The 16,216-nt window shown below is 70.4% G+C and carries 14 protein-coding genes; 4 read left to right on the top strand and 10 right to left on the bottom strand.

Annotation, left to right across the window (positions count from 1 at the left end):
• Positions 1-81: 81 nt before the first annotated feature.
• From hpnD to DEW08_RS02155, 3 genes are read left to right on the top strand one after another with little or no spacing between them, the layout of a single operon-like run.
• Positions 82-1,878: a presqualene diphosphate synthase HpnD gene (gene hpnD, locus DEW08_RS31895; protein ID WP_245986080.1), complete on the top strand. Its 1,797-nt coding sequence runs from the start codon at positions 82-84 to the stop codon at positions 1,876-1,878.
• Between the two features lie 11 nt (positions 1,879-1,889).
• Complete coding sequence (gene hpnE, locus DEW08_RS02160; RefSeq protein ID WP_245986078.1) at positions 1,890-3,263, top strand: hydroxysqualene dehydroxylase HpnE; 1,374 nt, start codon at positions 1,890-1,892, stop codon at positions 3,261-3,263.
• A gap of 4 nt (positions 3,264-3,267) precedes the next feature.
• Positions 3,268-3,864: a superoxide dismutase gene (locus DEW08_RS02155; protein ID WP_109324106.1), complete on the top strand. Its 597-nt coding sequence runs from the start codon at positions 3,268-3,270 to the stop codon at positions 3,862-3,864.
• Between the two features lie 108 nt (positions 3,865-3,972).
• Here the strand turns inward: DEW08_RS02155 and ltrA are convergent, their stop codons facing one another.
• From ltrA to yajC, 5 genes are all read right to left on the bottom strand, one after another.
• The gene (ltrA, locus tag DEW08_RS02150; protein ID WP_245986077.1) at positions 3,973-5,127 is read right to left on the bottom strand and encodes a group II intron reverse transcriptase/maturase; all 1,155 of its coding nucleotides are present in this window, start codon (positions 5,125-5,127) and stop codon (positions 3,973-3,975) included.
• 684 nt (positions 5,128-5,811) lie between these two features.
• Positions 5,812-6,189, bottom strand: coding sequence for an Mth938-like domain-containing protein (locus DEW08_RS02140; RefSeq protein WP_109324103.1), 378 nt, complete (start codon positions 6,187-6,189; stop codon positions 5,812-5,814).
• 26 nt (positions 6,190-6,215) lie between these two features.
• Positions 6,216-7,175 carry a protein translocase subunit SecF gene (gene secF, locus DEW08_RS02135; RefSeq protein WP_109324102.1) on the bottom strand — a complete coding sequence of 320 codons (960 nt, stop codon included), beginning with the start codon at positions 7,173-7,175 and terminating at the stop codon, positions 6,216-6,218.
• Between the two features lie 11 nt (positions 7,176-7,186).
• The gene (gene secD / locus DEW08_RS02130) at positions 7,187-8,785 is read right to left on the bottom strand and encodes a protein translocase subunit SecD (RefSeq protein WP_109324101.1); all 1,599 of its coding nucleotides are present in this window, start codon (positions 8,783-8,785) and stop codon (positions 7,187-7,189) included.
• 66 nt (positions 8,786-8,851) lie between these two features.
• Positions 8,852-9,271: a preprotein translocase subunit YajC gene (yajC, locus tag DEW08_RS02125; RefSeq protein WP_109324097.1), complete on the bottom strand. Its 420-nt coding sequence runs from the start codon at positions 9,269-9,271 to the stop codon at positions 8,852-8,854.
• A gap of 240 nt (positions 9,272-9,511) precedes the next feature.
• Between yajC and DEW08_RS02120 the strand changes: the two genes are divergently transcribed.
• Complete coding sequence (locus DEW08_RS02120) at positions 9,512-10,372, top strand: ATP-binding protein (protein WP_109324090.1); 861 nt, start codon at positions 9,512-9,514, stop codon at positions 10,370-10,372.
• On the opposite strand, the gene DEW08_RS02115 is transcribed toward DEW08_RS02120, so the two are convergent.
• The 5 genes from DEW08_RS02115 to DEW08_RS02095 are packed head-to-tail and all read right to left on the bottom strand — an operon-like array spanning position 10,329 to position 16,123.
• Positions 10,329-11,618 carry a LysM peptidoglycan-binding domain-containing M23 family metallopeptidase gene (locus tag DEW08_RS02115; protein ID WP_109324089.1) on the bottom strand — a complete coding sequence of 430 codons (1,290 nt, stop codon included), beginning with the start codon at positions 11,616-11,618 and terminating at the stop codon, positions 10,329-10,331. The genes DEW08_RS02120 and DEW08_RS02115 overlap by 44 nt on opposite strands.
• Positions 11,619-11,656: 38 nt before the next feature.
• Complete coding sequence (locus tag DEW08_RS02110) at positions 11,657-12,322, bottom strand: protein-L-isoaspartate(D-aspartate) O-methyltransferase (protein WP_109324087.1); 666 nt, start codon at positions 12,320-12,322, stop codon at positions 11,657-11,659.
• Positions 12,319-13,101, bottom strand: coding sequence for a 5'/3'-nucleotidase SurE (surE, locus tag DEW08_RS02105; RefSeq protein ID WP_109324086.1), 783 nt, complete (start codon positions 13,099-13,101; stop codon positions 12,319-12,321). Before surE ends, DEW08_RS02110 begins: the two co-directional genes overlap by 4 nt.
• Positions 13,101-14,372 carry a serine--tRNA ligase gene (gene serS, locus DEW08_RS02100; RefSeq protein WP_109324085.1) on the bottom strand — a complete coding sequence of 424 codons (1,272 nt, stop codon included), beginning with the start codon at positions 14,370-14,372 and terminating at the stop codon, positions 13,101-13,103. Before serS ends, surE begins: the two co-directional genes overlap by 1 nt.
• A 32-nt stretch (positions 14,373-14,404) precedes the next feature.
• Positions 14,405-16,123 carry a Na/Pi cotransporter family protein gene (locus DEW08_RS02095; protein WP_109324081.1) on the bottom strand — a complete coding sequence of 573 codons (1,719 nt, stop codon included), beginning with the start codon at positions 16,121-16,123 and terminating at the stop codon, positions 14,405-14,407.
• Positions 16,124-16,216 lie beyond the last annotated feature (93 nt).

The following is a 16,216-nucleotide window of genomic DNA, read 5'->3' as shown; positions in this document are numbered from 1 at the left end:
CCGGGGCAAAGCCGGCCTTGGGTCTATATTAAGCAGGGAAGGTCGCACCGCCAGCCCCGACGCGCAGCAGGCATGGATCCCATGACGGATTTCAACATCGCACCGACGAAGCTCCGCAGGCCCAACCCCATTGCGCGCAAGGATGCGGGACAGGAGAATTTCCCCGTCGCCTCGCGCCTGCTGCCCAAGCATCTCCGCCCGCATGTCCTGTCCTTCTACAGGTTCGTGCGGCTGGCGGACGACATCGCCGACGACCCCGACCTCGAACCGGAGACCAAGCTGGCCTATCTGGAGGCGCTGGAACGGACGCTGACCACCGGCCAGGCCAGGCACGCCTACCTGAAACCGGCGCTGGAGCTGCGCAGCAGCCTGGCGGCCACGGGGGTGAGCGACCGCCACGCCCGGCAGGTCCTGCGCGCCTTCCGCCGCGACGCCGTCGGCGCCCGCTGCCACACCTGGAGCGACCTGCTGCTCTACTGCCGCTTCTCCGCCAATCCGGTCGGGCGCTACCTGCTGGAACTCCACGGCGAGGGGACGGCGGCCGGACCGGCCTCCGATGCGCTGTGCTCCGCGCTGCAGGTGCTGAACCATCTGCAGGACTGCCGCGAGGACTGGAGCACGCTCGGCCGCTGCTACGTCCCGCTCGGCTGGTTCGAGGAGGCCGGCATCAGCGTCGAGCGTCTGGTCGAATCGAAGACCGATCCGAAGCTGCGCGCCATCTTCGACCGGCTGCTCGACCACACCGACAAGCTGCTGGAGCGGGCGGCCCCGCTGCCCAGCCTGATCCGCCACCGCGGCCTCAGGATGGAGGCCGGGGTCATCCTGTCCATCGCCGAGTCGCTGTCCCGCCGCCTGAAGGCGAAGGATCCCATGCGCAAGCGGGTGGCGCTGGGCCGCACCACAAGCTGGCGGCCATGGCGCGGGGGCTGGCGCGGAGCATCGGAGGTCAATAAACTCCCCGGGCCACGGCCCCAGGGAAGCCTCATGACACGCCCGCTGCTCGACCAAGCCCCTCCGGCTTCCGCCGAGTCCCCCTCCGCCGTCGCGGAGCGGTCGGGCAGTACCTTCTATTGGCCGATGCGGCTGCTGCCGCGCTCCAAGCGGGCGGCCATGTTCGCCATCTACGCCTTCTGCCGGCGCATCGACGACATCGCCGACGAGCCGGGGGAGACCGCCGAGAAGCGGGCGGCGCTGGACGGCTGGCGGCGCGAGATCCGCAGCCTCTATGCCGGCGGCGCCCCGACCAGCCCGCTGGCCGCCGCGCTCAAGGGTGCCATCGACCGCTATGGGCTGCCGCGCGCGGAGCTGGAGGCGCTGATCGACGGCATGGCGATGGATGTCGGGGACGGCCTGCGCGGCCCCGCCCTGCCCACGCTGCGGCTCTACTGCCGCCGCGTCGCCGGGGCGGTGGGCATGCTGGCGATCCGGGTGTTCGACCGCGCGGACGCCGCGACCGAGTCCTTCGCGCTGGCGCTGGGCGAGGCGCTGCAACTCACCAACATCCTGCGCGACCTGGCGGAGGACGCCCAGCTCGGCCGGCTCTACCTGCCGCGGGAACTGCTGGACGACGCCGGCATCGGCTCCGACGATCCGGCGATCGTGCTGACCCACCCGAACCTGCCGCAGGCCTGCGAGGCGCTGGCCGGGCTGGCGGAAGCCCGCTTCCTGGAGGCCCGCCGCGCCATCGACAGCGCGGCCCACAGATCCCGCCGCGGCTCGCTCTGGGCCGCGGTCGCCATGATGGTGCTGTACCACCGCCTGCTGCGCCGGCTGCGCGCGCGGGGCTGGACCGACCTGTCCCGGCGCGTTCGGGTGGGCCGACGCGAGAGCGCCTGGGTGGCGCTGCGCTGCGCGCTCGGCACGCCGCCTGCCCAGTGACCGCCGCACCCGTGGCTCCTTCCACCGTCCATGTCGTCGGCGCCGGCCTCGCCGGGCTGGCGGCCGCGACGCGGCTGGCCGGAACCGGGCGGCGCGTGGTGGTGTACGAGGCGGCTCCGCAGGCCGGCGGGCGCTGCCGTTCCTTCTTCGACGCCACGCTCGGCCGCACGGTGGACAACGGCAGCCACATGGTGCTGAGCGGCAACCGCGCGCTGCGCCGCTATCTCGACCGCGTCGGCGCCGGCGACCGGCTGACCGTCCTGCGGCCGGCGGCCTTCCCCTTCCTCGACCTGCGCGACGGCACCTCCTGGTGCCTGCGGCCGGGCGGGCTGTGGCTGTTCGACGAGCGGCGGCGGGTGCCGGGCAGCCGGGCAGCCGATTATCTGGCCGCCCTGAGGGTCGTGGTGGCCGGCAGGCGGGCGACGGTGGCCGACCTGCTCCGGCGGGACGGGCGGCTCTACGAGCGGCTGTGGCGCCCCCTGGCGGTCTCCGTGATGAACGGCGCGCCGGAGCGCATCTCCGCCCGGCTGTTCGGCGCCGTGCTGCGCGAGACCCTGCTGCGCGGCGAGGCGGCCTGCCGGCCGATGATCGCCGCCGGCGGGCTGTCGGCGGCCTTCGTGGAGCCGGCGCTGCACTGGCTCGCCCGGCAGGGGGCCGAGGTCCGGTATGGTGCGAGGGTCGAGGGGATGGAACTGGCCGGCGGGCGGGTGACGGCCCTGTCCGTCGCCGGGGAGCGGGTGGCGCTGGCGCCGGGCGACGCCGTCGTCCTGGCCGCCCCGGCCTGGGCCGCCGAGCGGCTGCTGCCCGGCCTGACCGTGCCGCCGCCGGGGCCGGCCATCGTCAACGCCCATTTCCGTCTGGACCGGCCCGCCTCCCTTCCGGGCGGCCTGCCCTTCCTGGGGCTGGTCGGCGGCACCGCGGAGTGGCTGTTCGCTCGCGGCGACATCGTCTCCGTCACCGTCAGCGACGCCGACGCCCTCGCCGCCCGGCCGGCGGAGGAGGTCGCTGCGGCGCTGTGGCGCGACGTCGCCTCCGCGTTGCGACTCGACGGCCCGATTCGCCCGGTCCGCATCGTCAAGGAGCGCCGCGCCACCCCCGATCAGGCCCCGGACAGCGTGCTGCGGCGACCGGCCCCAGGCCTGACCGTCGACAACCTTACTCTAGCTGGGGATTGGACGGAAACCGGGCTTCCAGCCACGTTGGAGGCTGCCGTGAGGTCGGGAGAGCGGGCCGCCGGGGCGCTTCTGGCCGGGCGGAATACCCCTTCTGCGCAGTTTGGACTTTTTCCAGCCTTCACATTGCTGCGCCATCGGCCTATTTGGTCGGACGGAGGCGCTGCGCCGAAAAGGCTCGGCCCGGAAGGACAATCCAAGAAGAGAGGGTAACCGAATGGCGTTCGAACTTCCGCCGCTCCCCTACGGCTACGACGCTCTCGAGCCGTACATGTCGTCGCAGACCCTGCATCTGCACCACGACAAGCACCACCAGACCTATGTCACCAACCTGAACAACCTGACCAAGGACAGCCCGCTGGCCAACGCCAGCCTGGAGGAGCTGATCCAGCAGTCGGCCGGCGACGCCGGCAAGGTCGGCATCTTCAACAACGCCGGTCAGGTGTGGAACCACACCTTCTACTGGCAGTGCATGAAGAAGAACGGCGGCGGCGCCCTCCCCTCGGAGTTGGAGAAGCGCATCAACGACGCCTTCGGCAGCGTGGACAAGTTCAAGGAAGAGCTGTCGCAGGCCGCCATCACCCAGTTCGGCTCGGGCTGGGCCTGGCTGTACCTGGAAGGCGACACGCTGAAGATCGCCAAGACCGGCAACGCCGACAGCCCGCTGGCCAAGGGCCACAAGCCGCTGCTGACCATCGACGTGTGGGAGCATGCCTACTACGTCGACTACCAGAACCGCCGCGCGGATTTCGTGAAGGCGTTCCTGGACAATCTGGTGAACTGGGAGTTCGTCGCCCGGCAGCTCCCGGCCTGATCGGTCCGCCGACCAGCCGAAATCGGCATAGGGGGCGACCCGAGAAGGTCGCCCCCTGCCACACCACCCGGCATGCGGGTCCGCACCGGGCGGTTCGGGGGATTGAGGTCATGCGAGCCTGGGCAGTCCGAGTTGGTCTGCCCATTTGATCGTGAGGACTGCATTGAGAAGCTTGCCGCTGTTGCCCCACCAGGGTCGGCCATTGGCCGCGATTTGTTGGGCGACGGCGGGCTTGGCCCCTCTGGCCGTCAGTTCCCGGAAGATGGTCTTCCCCCGCTTCCACTGCTTGAGCTGAATGGCCCGCAGCCGGTGGCGTATCCATTCGTCCAGCGTTCGCCGGACCTTTGGAGTTTGCGCCAGTCGGAAGTAGGCTTTCCAGCCCAGCAGGAAATCGCGCAGCCTCGCCACCACCGCGGCCATCGACCGTCCCGTCAGCCGGGGCGTCAGGTCGCGGATGTGGTCCTTGAACGCCGTGATCGCCTTGTCGGCGACCCTCCGCCTGACCTCTCCCTTCGGTCCGGCCCAGAAGGCATAGCCGAGGAATTTGCGGCCGAAGACGGGGGCCACGGCGCTCTTGGCTTCGTTCACCGTCAGGTGCAACCGGCCATGGAGGCGCCGCAGCAGGGCCATCACCCGCTCTCCCGCCCGACGCGACCGCACATGGACGTTGCAGTCGTCGGCGTAGCGGCAGAAGGCATGGCCCCGGCGTTCCAGTTCCTTGTCCACCTCGTCCAGGATCAGATTGGCCAGCAGCGGCGACAGCGGTCCCCCTTGCGGGGAGCCCGTCCGACGCCGTGCGACCGCCCCATCGTCCTCCATGACGCCGGCATCCAGGTAGGCCCGCACCAGCCGGATGATGGCCGGGTCCGGGACCCTCTTGGACAGACGGTCGATCGGAAGGTCATGGTCGATCCGGTCGAAGAACTTCTCCAGGTCCACATCCACGACGATCCGCCGGCCGGACTGCACGAAGCTTTGCGCCGCAAGGACGGCGTCGTGCGCACTCCGGCCGGGACGGAAGCCGTAACTGTGGTCGCTGAAGCCGGGATCGAGGATCGGCTGGAGAACTTGCAGCATCGCCTGTTGGATCAGGCGGTCCGTCACCGGGGGAATGCCGAGTGCGCGCTCGCCACCCCCAGGTTTCGGGATCATCACGCGACGCACCGGCTGCGGCCGGTACGTCCCCTCCCGCAGGCTGTCGCGGATCGCCGGCCAGCGGCTCTTCAGCAGTGCGGCGGTCTGGTCGATGTCCAGGCCGTCCACTCCCGCTGCACCCCCGTTGGCCCGCACCTTCCTCAACGCTCGCAGAAGGTTCTCTCGCGCCAGGACCGCATCCAGCAGCCCCGGCCCCATGGCGTCCGTGTCCCGGCGCGGGCGCTCGGCTTCGTCAAGACGGGCCTCCGGACGGGCTTCACCCGTCCTCCTCTCCCGCCTCCCGGATCGCTCCGGCATCTGACGCATGGCCTCACGCATCGTCGGGTGGACTCCATTCTCCCTCGTTCGGCCCTTCGGTCCGGCTCGCGCCTCGCCTACTATGGCCTCTGCTGACTTCCCGCTCCGGCTCGACGCCGTCGCCCTTTCAGGCGCAAGGCGGGATCTCCCCAGGTAAGAACGCGTTCCTTCGCTGCACGACCGCCGGATTTACGCCACCGACCCTTGGTCACAAGAGCTTCGCGGTTCCATGCCCGCTCGCCCTGGTCGGCACCGCCTCATATCCGGTTCTTGTTCATCGGCCCGCAGCTGCGATCCACGCTTCCTTCCCACGGTCGGTTGCCCTTCCGCAGTTGCGCTTCTCTTCGTTCGCCGTGACCAGCTTACGGAGGGACTTACACCCTCAAGAACGCGCCCATGCTGGGCGCACATGGAAAAGGAGCCCCGCCCGGGGCTCCTTTTTATTTGGGCAGGAGCGGTTCGTATCCGGCCCACCGGGCGCCGGACCGCCCGCGCCTAGACCGGGAACAGGGCGGCCCCGACCCGCCGCCCCTCGGCCAGCAGGACGTTGTAGGTGCGGCAGGCGGCGCCGGTATCCATCGGCTCGACCACCACCCCCGCCTCGCGCAGGGCCTGCCTCAGCGCCCGGGGAATCAGCTTCATCGTCGGGCCGCAGCCGAGCAGCAGGATCTCCACCCGCGGCTCCGCCGAGGTGACCGGCGCGAAGTCCTCCGCCGACAGGGAGGCGATGTCGCCCACCTCCCAGGACAGGGTGCGGTCGGGCAGCACGATCAGGCTGCCGTCCCGCCACACCCCGGAGACGCAGATCTGCCCGCCGCCGTAGCCGTCGATGACCTGCCGGTCGGAGGGGATGATCGGCGTGATGTCCGCCATGGCGAAGGACCCTTACCCGCTTGGACTCAGGAGGACGCCGCCGCACCGCCGGACGCGGAGGCCGACGCGTCGGGCGAGCCGCGGCGCAGCCGGTTCTCGCCCAGGAACAGCAAGATGGGGGCGGCGATGAAGATCGACGAGGAGGTGGCGAGGAAAATGCCGAAGATCAGCACGATGCCGAAGTCCTGCAACGCCTCGCCGCCGAACAGCGCCAGCGGGATGATCGACAGCAGCGTGCACATGGAGGTGCCGAGCGTGCGGTTCAGCGTCTCGTTGATCGACAGGTCGATCAGGTCGCGCAGCGGCATCTTCTTGTAAATGCGCAGGTTCTCGCGCATCCGGTCATAGACGACCACCTTGTCGTTGACCGAATAGCCCATGATGGTCAGGATCGCCGCGATCGCCGTCAGGTTGAACTGCATGCCGGTGACGGCGTAGAAGCCGACCACCTTGGTGATGTCGAGCAGCAGGGTCACCACGGCGCCGAAGCCGAACTGCCATTCGAAACGGAACCAGATGTAGACCAGCATCGCCAGCATGGCGAGGCCGAGCGCCAGCATGCCGTTGGCGAACAGCTCGCCGCTGACCGAGGCGCCGACCGCCTCGACGCGGCGCACCTGCGTGCCGGGCACCGCCTGGGCCAGCGTATTGCGCACCCGGTCCGCCGCCACCTGCTGGGCGGCGTCGTCGCCCGGCTGGCGCTCCAGCCGGATCAGGACGTCCTGCGGCGAGCCGAACTCCTGCAGCGCGACCTGCCCCATGCCGAGCTGCCCCAGCGTGTGGCGCAGCGACGGGAAATCGGCGGCCTGCGGCGTGCGGGCCTCGATCACGATGCCGCCGCGGAAGTCGATGCCGTAGTTCAGGCCGGGATAGAAGAACAGGACCACCGAAGCGATCGACAGGACCGCCGACACGACGAGGCCGGCGATGCGGCCGTTCATGAACGGGATCTTGGTGTTGTCGGGAACCAGGCGAAGCCGGAACATGGCGATACCTCTCAGACCGGCAGGGTGGCCGGGCGCGTCCGGCGGAGCCACGTCACCATCATCAGGCGCACCAGCACCGTCGCGGTGAACATGGAGATGAGGATTCCGAAGGTGATGGTGACCGCGAATCCCTTGATGGTGCCGGTGCCGAAGATGAACAGCAGCGCCATCTTGATCGCCGTCGTCAGGTTGGAGTCGACGATGGTGCTGTAGGCGCGGCTGAAGCCGGCCTCCATCGAGGCGAAGACGCCCCGGCCCTTCTTCGTCTCCTCGCGGATGCGCTCGTTGATCAGGATGTTGGCGTCCACCGACAGGCCGAGGCCGAGCAGGATGCCCGCGATGCCCGGCAGCGTCAGCGTGGCGTTCAGGATCGACAGGGCGGCCAGCGTCAGCACGATGTTGACCAGCAGGGCGAAGCAGGCGAAGGAGCCGAACAGCCCGTAGGACGCGATCATGTAGATGCAGACCATGACGAAGCCGACGCCGACCGCCATCAGGCCGGCACGGATCGAATCGGCGCCGAGGTCGGGGCCGACCGTGCGCTCCTCGATCACCTTCAGCGGCGCGGGCAGGGCGCCGGCGCGCAGCAGCACGGCGAGGTCGTTGGCCGAGGCGGCGGTGAAGTTGCCGCTGATCTGGCCGCGGCCACCGGTGATCGGCTCGCGGATGACCGGGGCGCTGATGACCTTGTTGTCGAGCACGATGGCGAAGGGCCGGCCGACATTGGCCTTGGTGATCTCGGCGAAACGGCTGGAGCCGACGCTGTCGAACTCGAAGCTCACCACCCACTCGCCGGTCTGGGAGTTGGTGGAGGCCTGCGCGTTCTTCAGGCTGGCGCCGTCGACCTCGATCTTCTTGCGCACGACGTAGCTGGACTGGGTCCGCCCGCCTTCGGCCGACGGCAGGATCTCGAAGCCCGGAGGCGCGCGGCCGGTCGTCGGGTCGGCATTCACGTCGACCAGGCGGAAGGTCATCTTGGCGGTGGTGCCCAGCAGCCGCTTGACCCGGTCGGGATCCTCGACGCCGGGCAACTGGACCAGGATGCGGTCGGTGCCCTGGCGGGCGATGATCGGCTCGTTGACGCCGGTCTCGTCGATGCGGCGGCGGACGATCTCGATCGACTGCTCGATGGCCTGGGTGGCGCGGTCGCGCAGCGCCACGTCGCTCAGCGTCGCGGTCACGGTGCTGCCGCTGGAGGCGATCTCCAGATCGGGCACGCCGCCGCCCAGCGCCCCGCCCCCCACGCGGTTGACCAGCGAGCGCAGCGCCTTGACCGCGTCGTCCGACTGGGCGGGGTCGCGGAGCTGGACGGTGACCGCCCGTTCGCCGGCATTGATCGCGGTGTAGCCGACATTGGCCTGACGCAGTTGCTGGCGCGCGCCGTCGACCACCCCCTCGACCCGGTCGCGGATCACCGCGGCCATGTCGACCTCCAGCAGCAGGTGCGACCCGCCGCGCAGGTCGAGGCCGAGCGAGATCCGCGTGTTGGCGTACCAGGAGGGCAGGCTCGCCAGCGTCTCGCGGCTGAGGAAATTGGGCAGGCTCAGCACGAAGCCGAGGGCACAGATCAGGACGATCGCGTAGATCTTCCAGCGCGCGAAATACAGCATGCGTCAATCAATCCTGTAGGACGTCGGCCCGGCCGGACCACCGGGGGCCGACAGCGCCACGACCGGTTACTTGCGGCCGAACAGCTTGCCGATCCCGCCGCCGGCGGCCGGGGCGTCGGCCGGCTTGTCAGCCTCGGCCGTCGTGGCGTCGCCGCCGCCCTTGCCCGCCGGTTCGGTCTTGGCGAGCACGAGGTTGATGGTGGACCGCAGGCAGCGCACGCGCACATTCTCCGCGATCTCCACCGTCACCTCGTCCTCGGGGCCGACCTTGATCACGGTGCCGATGATGCCGCCGCCGGTCACCACGCGGTCGCCGCGGCGGATCGCCTCGAGCATCGCCTTGTGCTCCTTCATCTTCTTCTGCTGCGGACGGATCAGCAGGAAGTAGAAGACGACGAAGATCAGAATCAGCGGCAGGAACTGCACGATCATGTCGCCGCCGCCGGCGGGCGCCGCGGTCTGTGCATAAGCCGTCGAAACGAACATCTGGAGCTCCTTGTGGTTGGTCCCGGGACGGCCTGGCCGCCAACGGGGCCACGGACCGGGACGCCGCGACTATAGCCGCCCGTATCCGCGATGCAATGGATTCCGGGCGATTCCGGAGGGGTCCCGCGGCTCCCGGATGGCTTGTGCGGCCGTCCGGCTGTGATACCGTGCGATCGCGACGGAAAGATGGCTGCGCGCGCGGCCGGTTTCCATGGAATTTTGCGCAACATCCGGACTTCGATGACCACCGAAACGCAACTTCTGCCGCTGCTGACCCGCATCGCCGAGGCGCTGGAGCGGCTCGCCCCGCCGCCGGCCGACGCTCTGGCGCTCGCTCCCGCCGACGCCTATGTGTGGCACGCCGACCCCGACCGCCTCGACCCGGTCGCCGCCGTGAACCGGGTGGAGATCGACCTTCTGCAGGGGGTGGAGCGGCAGCGCGACATCCTGCTCGACAACACCCGCCGCTTCGCCGCCGGGCTGCCGGCCAACAACGCCCTGCTCTGGGGATCGCGCGGCACCGGCAAGAGCTCCCTGGTCAAGGCGGTCCATGCGGTCGTCTGCGCGCAGAAGCCGGGCACCCTGGCGCTGGTCGAAATCCACCGCGAGGACATCCCCACCCTGCCCCGCCTGCTGGGCCGCCTGAAGGGCGAACCGCGGCGCTTCGTGCTGTTCTGCGACGACCTGTCCTTCGACCACGACGACGCGCACTACAAGTCGCTGAAGGCGGTGCTGGAAGGCGGGATCGAGGGGCGGCCGGACAACGTCGTGTTCTACGCCACCTCCAACCGCCGGCACCTGATGCCGCGCGACATGATCGAGAACGAGCGGTCGACCGCCATCAACCCCGGCGAGGCGGTGGAGGAGAAGGTCTCGCTTTCCGACCGCTTCGGCCTGTGGCTCGGCTTCCACAACTGCGATCAGGCGACCTACTTCGCCATGATCGACGGCTATGCCCGCCGCTTCGGACTCGACCTGCCGGTCGAGCAGCTCCGGGCGGAGGCGGTGGAATGGGCCGTGACGCGCGGCAGCCGGTCCGGCCGCGTCGCGTGGCAGTTCATCCAGGACCTGGCCGGTCGTCTCGGGAAGCCCCTTCGCTAGGCTTCGGCTCCATCTGGTCGCCGGGATCGACGGCCTGGCTCCCCTTGCGCAGCTCGAAATGGAGCTGCGGGCTGGTGACGGAGCCGGTCTGGCCGACCCGGCCGACGAGCTGGCCGCGCTTCACGCTCGCCCCGCGCTCCACCTCGATGCGGTCGAGGTGGGCGTAGGCGGTGATCCAGCCGTCGGCGTGCTTGATCAGCAGCAGGTTGCCGAAGCCGCGCAGCTCGTTGCCGGCATAGGCCACCACGCCGTTGTCGGCGGCGACCACCGCCGCCCCCTTGGACGCGGCGATGTTCAGCCCGTCATTGTGCATGCCGTCCGGCTTCGGGCCGTAGCCCGAGATCAGCTTGCCCTTCACCGGCCACAGGAAGCGCTTGCCGCCGCGCGGCGGCGGAGCGGCGTCCGCCTTCGGCGGCTCGGCCGCCGCCACGTCCTGCTGCGGCTGCGACGGGGCGTTGCGGTTGGCCGGCGGCGGCGAGGGGACGGGAACCGGGGCCTGGGCGACGGCCGGCGGGGCGGTCTGCGGCGCCTGATCCGCCGGCTTGGAGCCGGGCGGCCGCAGATAGGTCGGGGCCTGCCCCGGCTGGTAGGCCGTCCCCGGCTCGCCCGGCTGCTGCGCGTCGGCCGTGGCGGGGGCGCCGCTGCCCGGCTTGGGCGGCGGCAGCGGCGTGGCGGTCACGCCGGAGACGCTGGAGGCACCGCCGGCGGAGCTGCTGCCCGGCGGCGGCAGTTCGGTCGCCTGGACGGAGCCGCGGCTGGCCGTCCCGCCGGCCGGCGGGGTGAGCGGCACCGGGGCGCCCGCGCCCTCGCCGCCCTCGGCCACAGCCGTTCCGGCGCCGCGCCCCTCGCCCGGCAGGCGGAGCGTCTGGCCGGCCTGCACGGCATAGGGCGGCGTCAGGTTGTTGATGCGGGTCAGCTCGCTGACGTCGACATTGTGCATCCGCGAGATGCCGTAGAGCGTGTCGCCCTTCTGGACCACATACTGCCGCGAGGTCGGCAGGGTCAGGCGCTGCCCGACCTCCAGCTTGTAGGGCGGGCTCAGCCGGTTCGCGTCGATCAGGTCGCGCAAGGGCACGTTGTAGCGCTTGGCGATCAGGTAGGCGCTGTCGCCCTTCTGCACCGTCACGCTGCCGCCTGCCGACTCCGGCAGGGAGGACACGCTGGTGACCGGGGCAAGCCCGCCCGTCCGCTCGCAGGCGGCGAGCGCCAGCGCGAGCGTTGCGGAGACCAGGAGGGTCTTGACCATGGACCGGTGCGCGCGACCGGCCTCCCGCGCTGCGACGCTCACGCCGGCCGCTCGGGCGGCGACGCCTCGGCCGGAGGATCGGACAGCAGGGGAACGAAACGGACGGGCCACAGATCCTCCCGGGTCAAGCCAGTGTCGGTGCGGCGGATGCGGACCACACGCTGTTCGCGATAATCCCCACCCAGCGGAATGACCATGACACCACCAACCGCGAGCTGATCCGTCAAGTCCTTTGGCGGCTCCGGGCCACCGGCGGCGGTGACCAGTATGCGCTCGAAGGGCGCCAGCTCCGGCCACCCCCTGGTCCCGTCGCCGTGCCGCGTGGTGATGTTGTGGATGCGCAGTGCCTGGAAACGGCGGTTCGCCTCGTCCAGCAGCGGCTTCAGCCGCTCGATGGAATAGACCCGGCGGCACAGCCGCGACAAAATGGCCGCCTGATAGCCGGAGCCGGTGCCGACCTCCAGCACCTTCTGCCGCTCGCCCAGCTCCAGCGCCTGGGTCATCAGCCCGACCACCAGCGGCTGGCTGATGGTCTGGCCCAGGTCGATGGGCAGGGCGGTGTCCTCCCAGGCCTGATCCTGGAAGGCGTCGGGAACGAACGCGTCGCGCGGGATCGTCTCTATGGCGCCGAGAACCCTCGTGTCGGTCACGCCGGACCGGCGAAGCGCCATCAGAAGACGGATCCTGCGCGCGTTCGTCGTCACTCGAAGGCCTGTTTCAGCGTCAGCAGCGTCGGCACATGGGTCAGGTCGAGATAGACGGGGGTGATCGAGATGCCGCCGGAGAAGACGACGTGGATGTCCGTATCGGGCGCCACGTCGGCCTCGCCGCGCAGCGTGCCGATCCAGATATAGGGCTTGCCGCGCGGGTCCACCCGCTCCAGCAGCTCGTCGCCGATCTTGCGCTTGCCGTGGCGGACCACCTGCATGCCGCTCACCTCCCTCGCCGGGCGGGCGGGGAAGTTGACGTTCAGCAGCACGTTCTTCGGCCAGGCGACGGTGACCGCCCGGCGCACGACGTCGGCGCCGTGCGCCTCCGCCGCCGACCAGTCGATCGGGCTGCCGTTCTCGTAATGCTGGCTCATCGCGATGGCGGGAACGCCGAGCAGCGTCGCCTCCATCGCGGCGGCGATGGTGCCGGAATAGGTGACGTCCTCGCCGATGTTGGAGCCCTGGTTGACGCCCGACAGCACCAGCGTCGGCCGGGCGTCCTTCATCACATGGTTCACCGCCAGCAGCACGCAGTCGGTCGGCGTTCCGTCGACCGTGAAGCGCTTCTCCTCCAGCTTGCGCAGGCGGAGCGGGCGGTTGATGGTCAGGGAATGGCTGGCGGCGGACTGTTCCGTCTCCGGCGCGACCACCCAGACGTCGTCGGTGAGGGAGCGGGCGATCCGCTCCAGCACCTTCAGGCCGTTGGCGTGGATGCCGTCGTCGTTGGTGACGAGGATGCGGGCCTTCGACAGGTCCACCGGAAGGTCGAACATCAAAGCGAAATCCTCTCCACTCCGCGCATGTAGGGCCGGAGCGCTTCGGGAACCAGGATCGAGCCGTCGGGCTGCTGGTAGTTCTCCATCACCGCGATCAGGCAGCGGCCGACCGCCACGCCCGACCCGTTGAGGGTGTGCACGAACTGGGTCTGCTTCTCGCCCTTCGGCCGGCAGCGCGCCTTCATCCGCCGCGCCTGGAAGTCGCCGCAGTTCGAGCAGCTGGAGATCTCGCGGTAGGTGTTCTGGCCCGGCAGCCAGACCTCCAGGTCATAGGTCTTGCGCGAGGAGAAACCCATGTCGCCGGTGCACAGCGCCACCGTGCGGTAGGGCAGCCCCAGCCGCTCCAGGATCGTCTCGGCGCAGCGGGTCATCCGCTGATGCTCCGCCTCCGACTGGTCGGGGGTGGTGATGCTGACCATCTCCACCTTCCAGAACTGGTGCTGGCGGATCATGCCGCGGGTGTCGCGGCCGGCCGAACCGGCCTCCGCCCGGAAGCAGGGGGTCAGCGCGGTGACGCGCAGCGGCAGTTCCTCCGCCGCCACGATCTGGTCGTTGACCAGGTTGGTCAGCGGCACCTCGGAGGTCGGGATCAGGTAATGGTCCGACGGCGAGGTATGGAACAGATCCTCCTCGAACTTCGGAAGCTGGCCGGTGCCGAACAGCGCGGTGTCGCGCACCATCAGCGGCGGCGACACCTCGGTGTAGCCGTGCTCGCTGGTGTGGATGTCCAGCATGAAGTCGGCCAGCGCGCGCTCCATGCGGGCGAGGCCGCCCTTCAGCACGGTGAAGCGGGCGCCCGACATGCGGGCGGCCGCCTCGAAGTCCATCAGGCCCAGCGCCTCGCCCAGCTCGAAATGCTGCTTGGGGTTGGCGATCGGCCGGGGCTCGCCCCAGCGGCGGACCTCCTTGTTCTCCGTCTCGTCCCTGCCGTCCGGCACGTCGTCGCCGGGAATGTTGGGCAGGCCGGCGAGCAGCGCGTCGAGTTCGACGCCGAGCGCGCGCTCCTCCTCCTCGACCTGCGGCATCCGCTCCTTGAGCCGGGCCATCTCGTCGAGGATCGGCTGGGCATCGCGGCCCTCGCGCTTGGCGACACCGATATCCTTGGCCGCCTCGTTCCGGCGGGCCTGCATCTCCTGGAGCTGGGTCTGCGCGGCGCGGCGGCGGGCGTCGAGATCCAGCACGGACGACGACACCGGAGACAGCCCCCGACGGCCCAGGCCGCGGTCGAAGGCTTCGGGATTCTCACGGATGGCGCGAAGGTCGTGCATGGTTCGGACCAAATCGGGTGGTGGGACGCTGGTTATAGTGCGCCACCGGGGGAAGGTCCAGTCTCCGGCCGGCTATCGGGCGCTGCGACGGCCGCAAGGCCGCCATCCGCTTCCTTCAGGCGGCTCGACCGCAGCTCGCCCAGCGGGTCGAGGACGGGGTAGGCGGCGGAGGCCAGATGGGCGTTGATCCGCCGCAGATCCCGCAGGATGTCGAGGTGCAGCGTACTCGTCTCCTGGCTCTCCATCCGGCCGGCGCGCAGGCGCGCGACATGCGCCTCGATGGCGCGGGCCTCCAGCGTGCGCACCACCTCCTTCTCCTTCAGCAGGGCGCGGGCGGAGCGCGCGTCGCCCGATACGAACACCGCGGCGGCCAGCCTGCCCGTCTCGATCAGCCGTTCCAGCAGGCCGGCGATCTCCGCCGCCCCCTCCTCGGAGAAGCGCAGCCGCCGCCGCATCTTCTTGGCGGCGAGGTCCATCAGGTTGCGGTCGATGATGTCGCCGACATGCTCCAGGTTGATGGTCAGCGTCAGGACGTCCGATGCACGGCGGGCATCCTGCTCGTCGAGGTCCTCCAGGCTGATCTGCGTCAGGTAGCGCTTGATGGCGGCGTGCAGCCGGTCGAGCACATCGTCCATCGCCCGCACCTGGTCGAGGACGCGGCGGTCGTCGGTGCGCAGCACTTCCAGCGTGCCGCGCAGCATCGCCTCCACCGTGTCGGCCATGCGCATCGCCTCGCGCGCCGCATTGGCGATGGCGACATGCGGCGCCCGCAGTGCCGCGGGATCGAGATACTGCGGCGCGCCGGGATCGACGGCGGTGACCCTGTCGGGGAACAGCCGGGAGAGGCCGGCGGCGATCCACGGCAGGATCCCGATGAACAGCAGCGCCATCAGCAGGTTGAAGGCGACATGCGCGTCGGCGACCAGCCGTGCCGGATCCGTCCAGCCGCCGAGCAGCCGCACCGCCGGGTCGAGCGCGGCCAGCAGCAGGGCGCAGCCGGCCAGCCGGTTCAGCAGGTTGCCGACCGCCAGCCGGCGGGCCGCCGGGTTGCCGCCCGGCCCCTCCAGCACCGGATTGACGGCGCTGCCGAGATTGGCGCCGGCGACCATGGCGAGCGCCGCCTCCACCCCGATCACCTGCCCGCCGGCGAGCGAGGCGACCAGCAGCACCACCGCGACGCTGGAATGGGCCGCCCAGGTCAGCACGGCCGCGAGGGCGAGCGCCACCAGCGGATCGGCCGTCAGCAGGCCGAGCAGGCTGCGCAGCCCCGGCACCTCGGCCGACCGCTCGACCGCCGCGACCAGAAGCTGCAGCGACAGCAGCATCAGCCCGAGCCCGAGCGCCGCCCGGCCAAGGCCGCGGGTCCGCGTCCGCCCGCCGCGGCGGAAGGCGACGAAGCCAGTCACCAGCAGCACCGGCACCAGCGGCGCCACGTCGAAGGAGAGGAGCTGGACGATCAGCGCCGTGCCGACATTGGCGCCGAGCATCACCGCCAGGGCGGGCGCCAGCGGCATCAGCCCGGTGGCGGAGAAGCCGGCGGCCATCAGCCCCGTCGCGGTGCTGCTCTGCAAGAGGGTGGTGACGCCCAGCCCGGCGAGGAAGGCGCTCCAGCGGTTGCGCAGTCCCGCCCCCAGGATGTGGCGCAGGTCGGCCCCGAAGGCGCGCGTCAGCCCGCTCTGCACCATGTGCAGCCCCCACAGGAGCAGCACGACGTTCCCGGCGAGTTCCAGCAGGACATGCGTTGCCGACACTCCCTCCCCCTTTCCGTTACAGGGAAGGTGGTGGGCAGGCGGCGGTCCGGCAATATGACGATTATGTTACAGCGAAAGACCGGACGTCGACGA

Source organism: Azospirillum thermophilum (assembly GCF_003130795.1).
Classification (GTDB): Bacteria; Pseudomonadota; Alphaproteobacteria; order Azospirillales; family Azospirillaceae; genus Azospirillum; species Azospirillum thermophilum.
The sequence above is the reverse complement of the archived record's forward strand: the minus strand, read 5'-3'. Positions and strand labels throughout refer to the sequence as shown.

Excerpts from the sequence above, each read along its gene's own strand:
- DEW08_RS02140 (WP_109324103.1), bottom strand. The coding sequence starts at position 6,189 with ATGGCGGACATCACGCCGATCATCCCCTCCGACCGGCAGGTCATCGAC.
- secF (WP_109324102.1), bottom strand. The coding sequence starts at position 7,175 with ATGTTCCGGCTTCGCCTGGTTCCCGACAACACCAAGATCCCGTTCATG.
- serS (WP_109324085.1), bottom strand. The coding sequence starts at position 14,372 with ATGCACGACCTTCGCGCCATCCGTGAGAATCCCGAAGCCTTCGACCGC.
- DEW08_RS02155 (WP_109324106.1), top strand. The coding sequence starts at position 3,268 with ATGGCGTTCGAACTTCCGCCGCTCCCCTACGGCTACGACGCTCTCGAG.
- hpnD (WP_245986080.1), top strand. The coding sequence starts at position 82 with ATGACGGATTTCAACATCGCACCGACGAAGCTCCGCAGGCCCAACCCC.
- surE (WP_109324086.1), bottom strand. The coding sequence starts at position 13,101 with ATGTTCGACCTTCCGGTGGACCTGTCGAAGGCCCGCATCCTCGTCACC.
- yajC (WP_109324097.1), bottom strand. The coding sequence starts at position 9,271 with ATGTTCGTTTCGACGGCTTATGCACAGACCGCGGCGCCCGCCGGCGGC.
- DEW08_RS02115 (WP_109324089.1), bottom strand. The coding sequence starts at position 11,618 with ATGGTCAAGACCCTCCTGGTCTCCGCAACGCTCGCGCTGGCGCTCGCC.
- secD (WP_109324101.1), bottom strand. The coding sequence starts at position 8,785 with ATGCTGTATTTCGCGCGCTGGAAGATCTACGCGATCGTCCTGATCTGT.
- DEW08_RS02120 (WP_109324090.1), top strand. The coding sequence starts at position 9,512 with ATGACCACCGAAACGCAACTTCTGCCGCTGCTGACCCGCATCGCCGAG.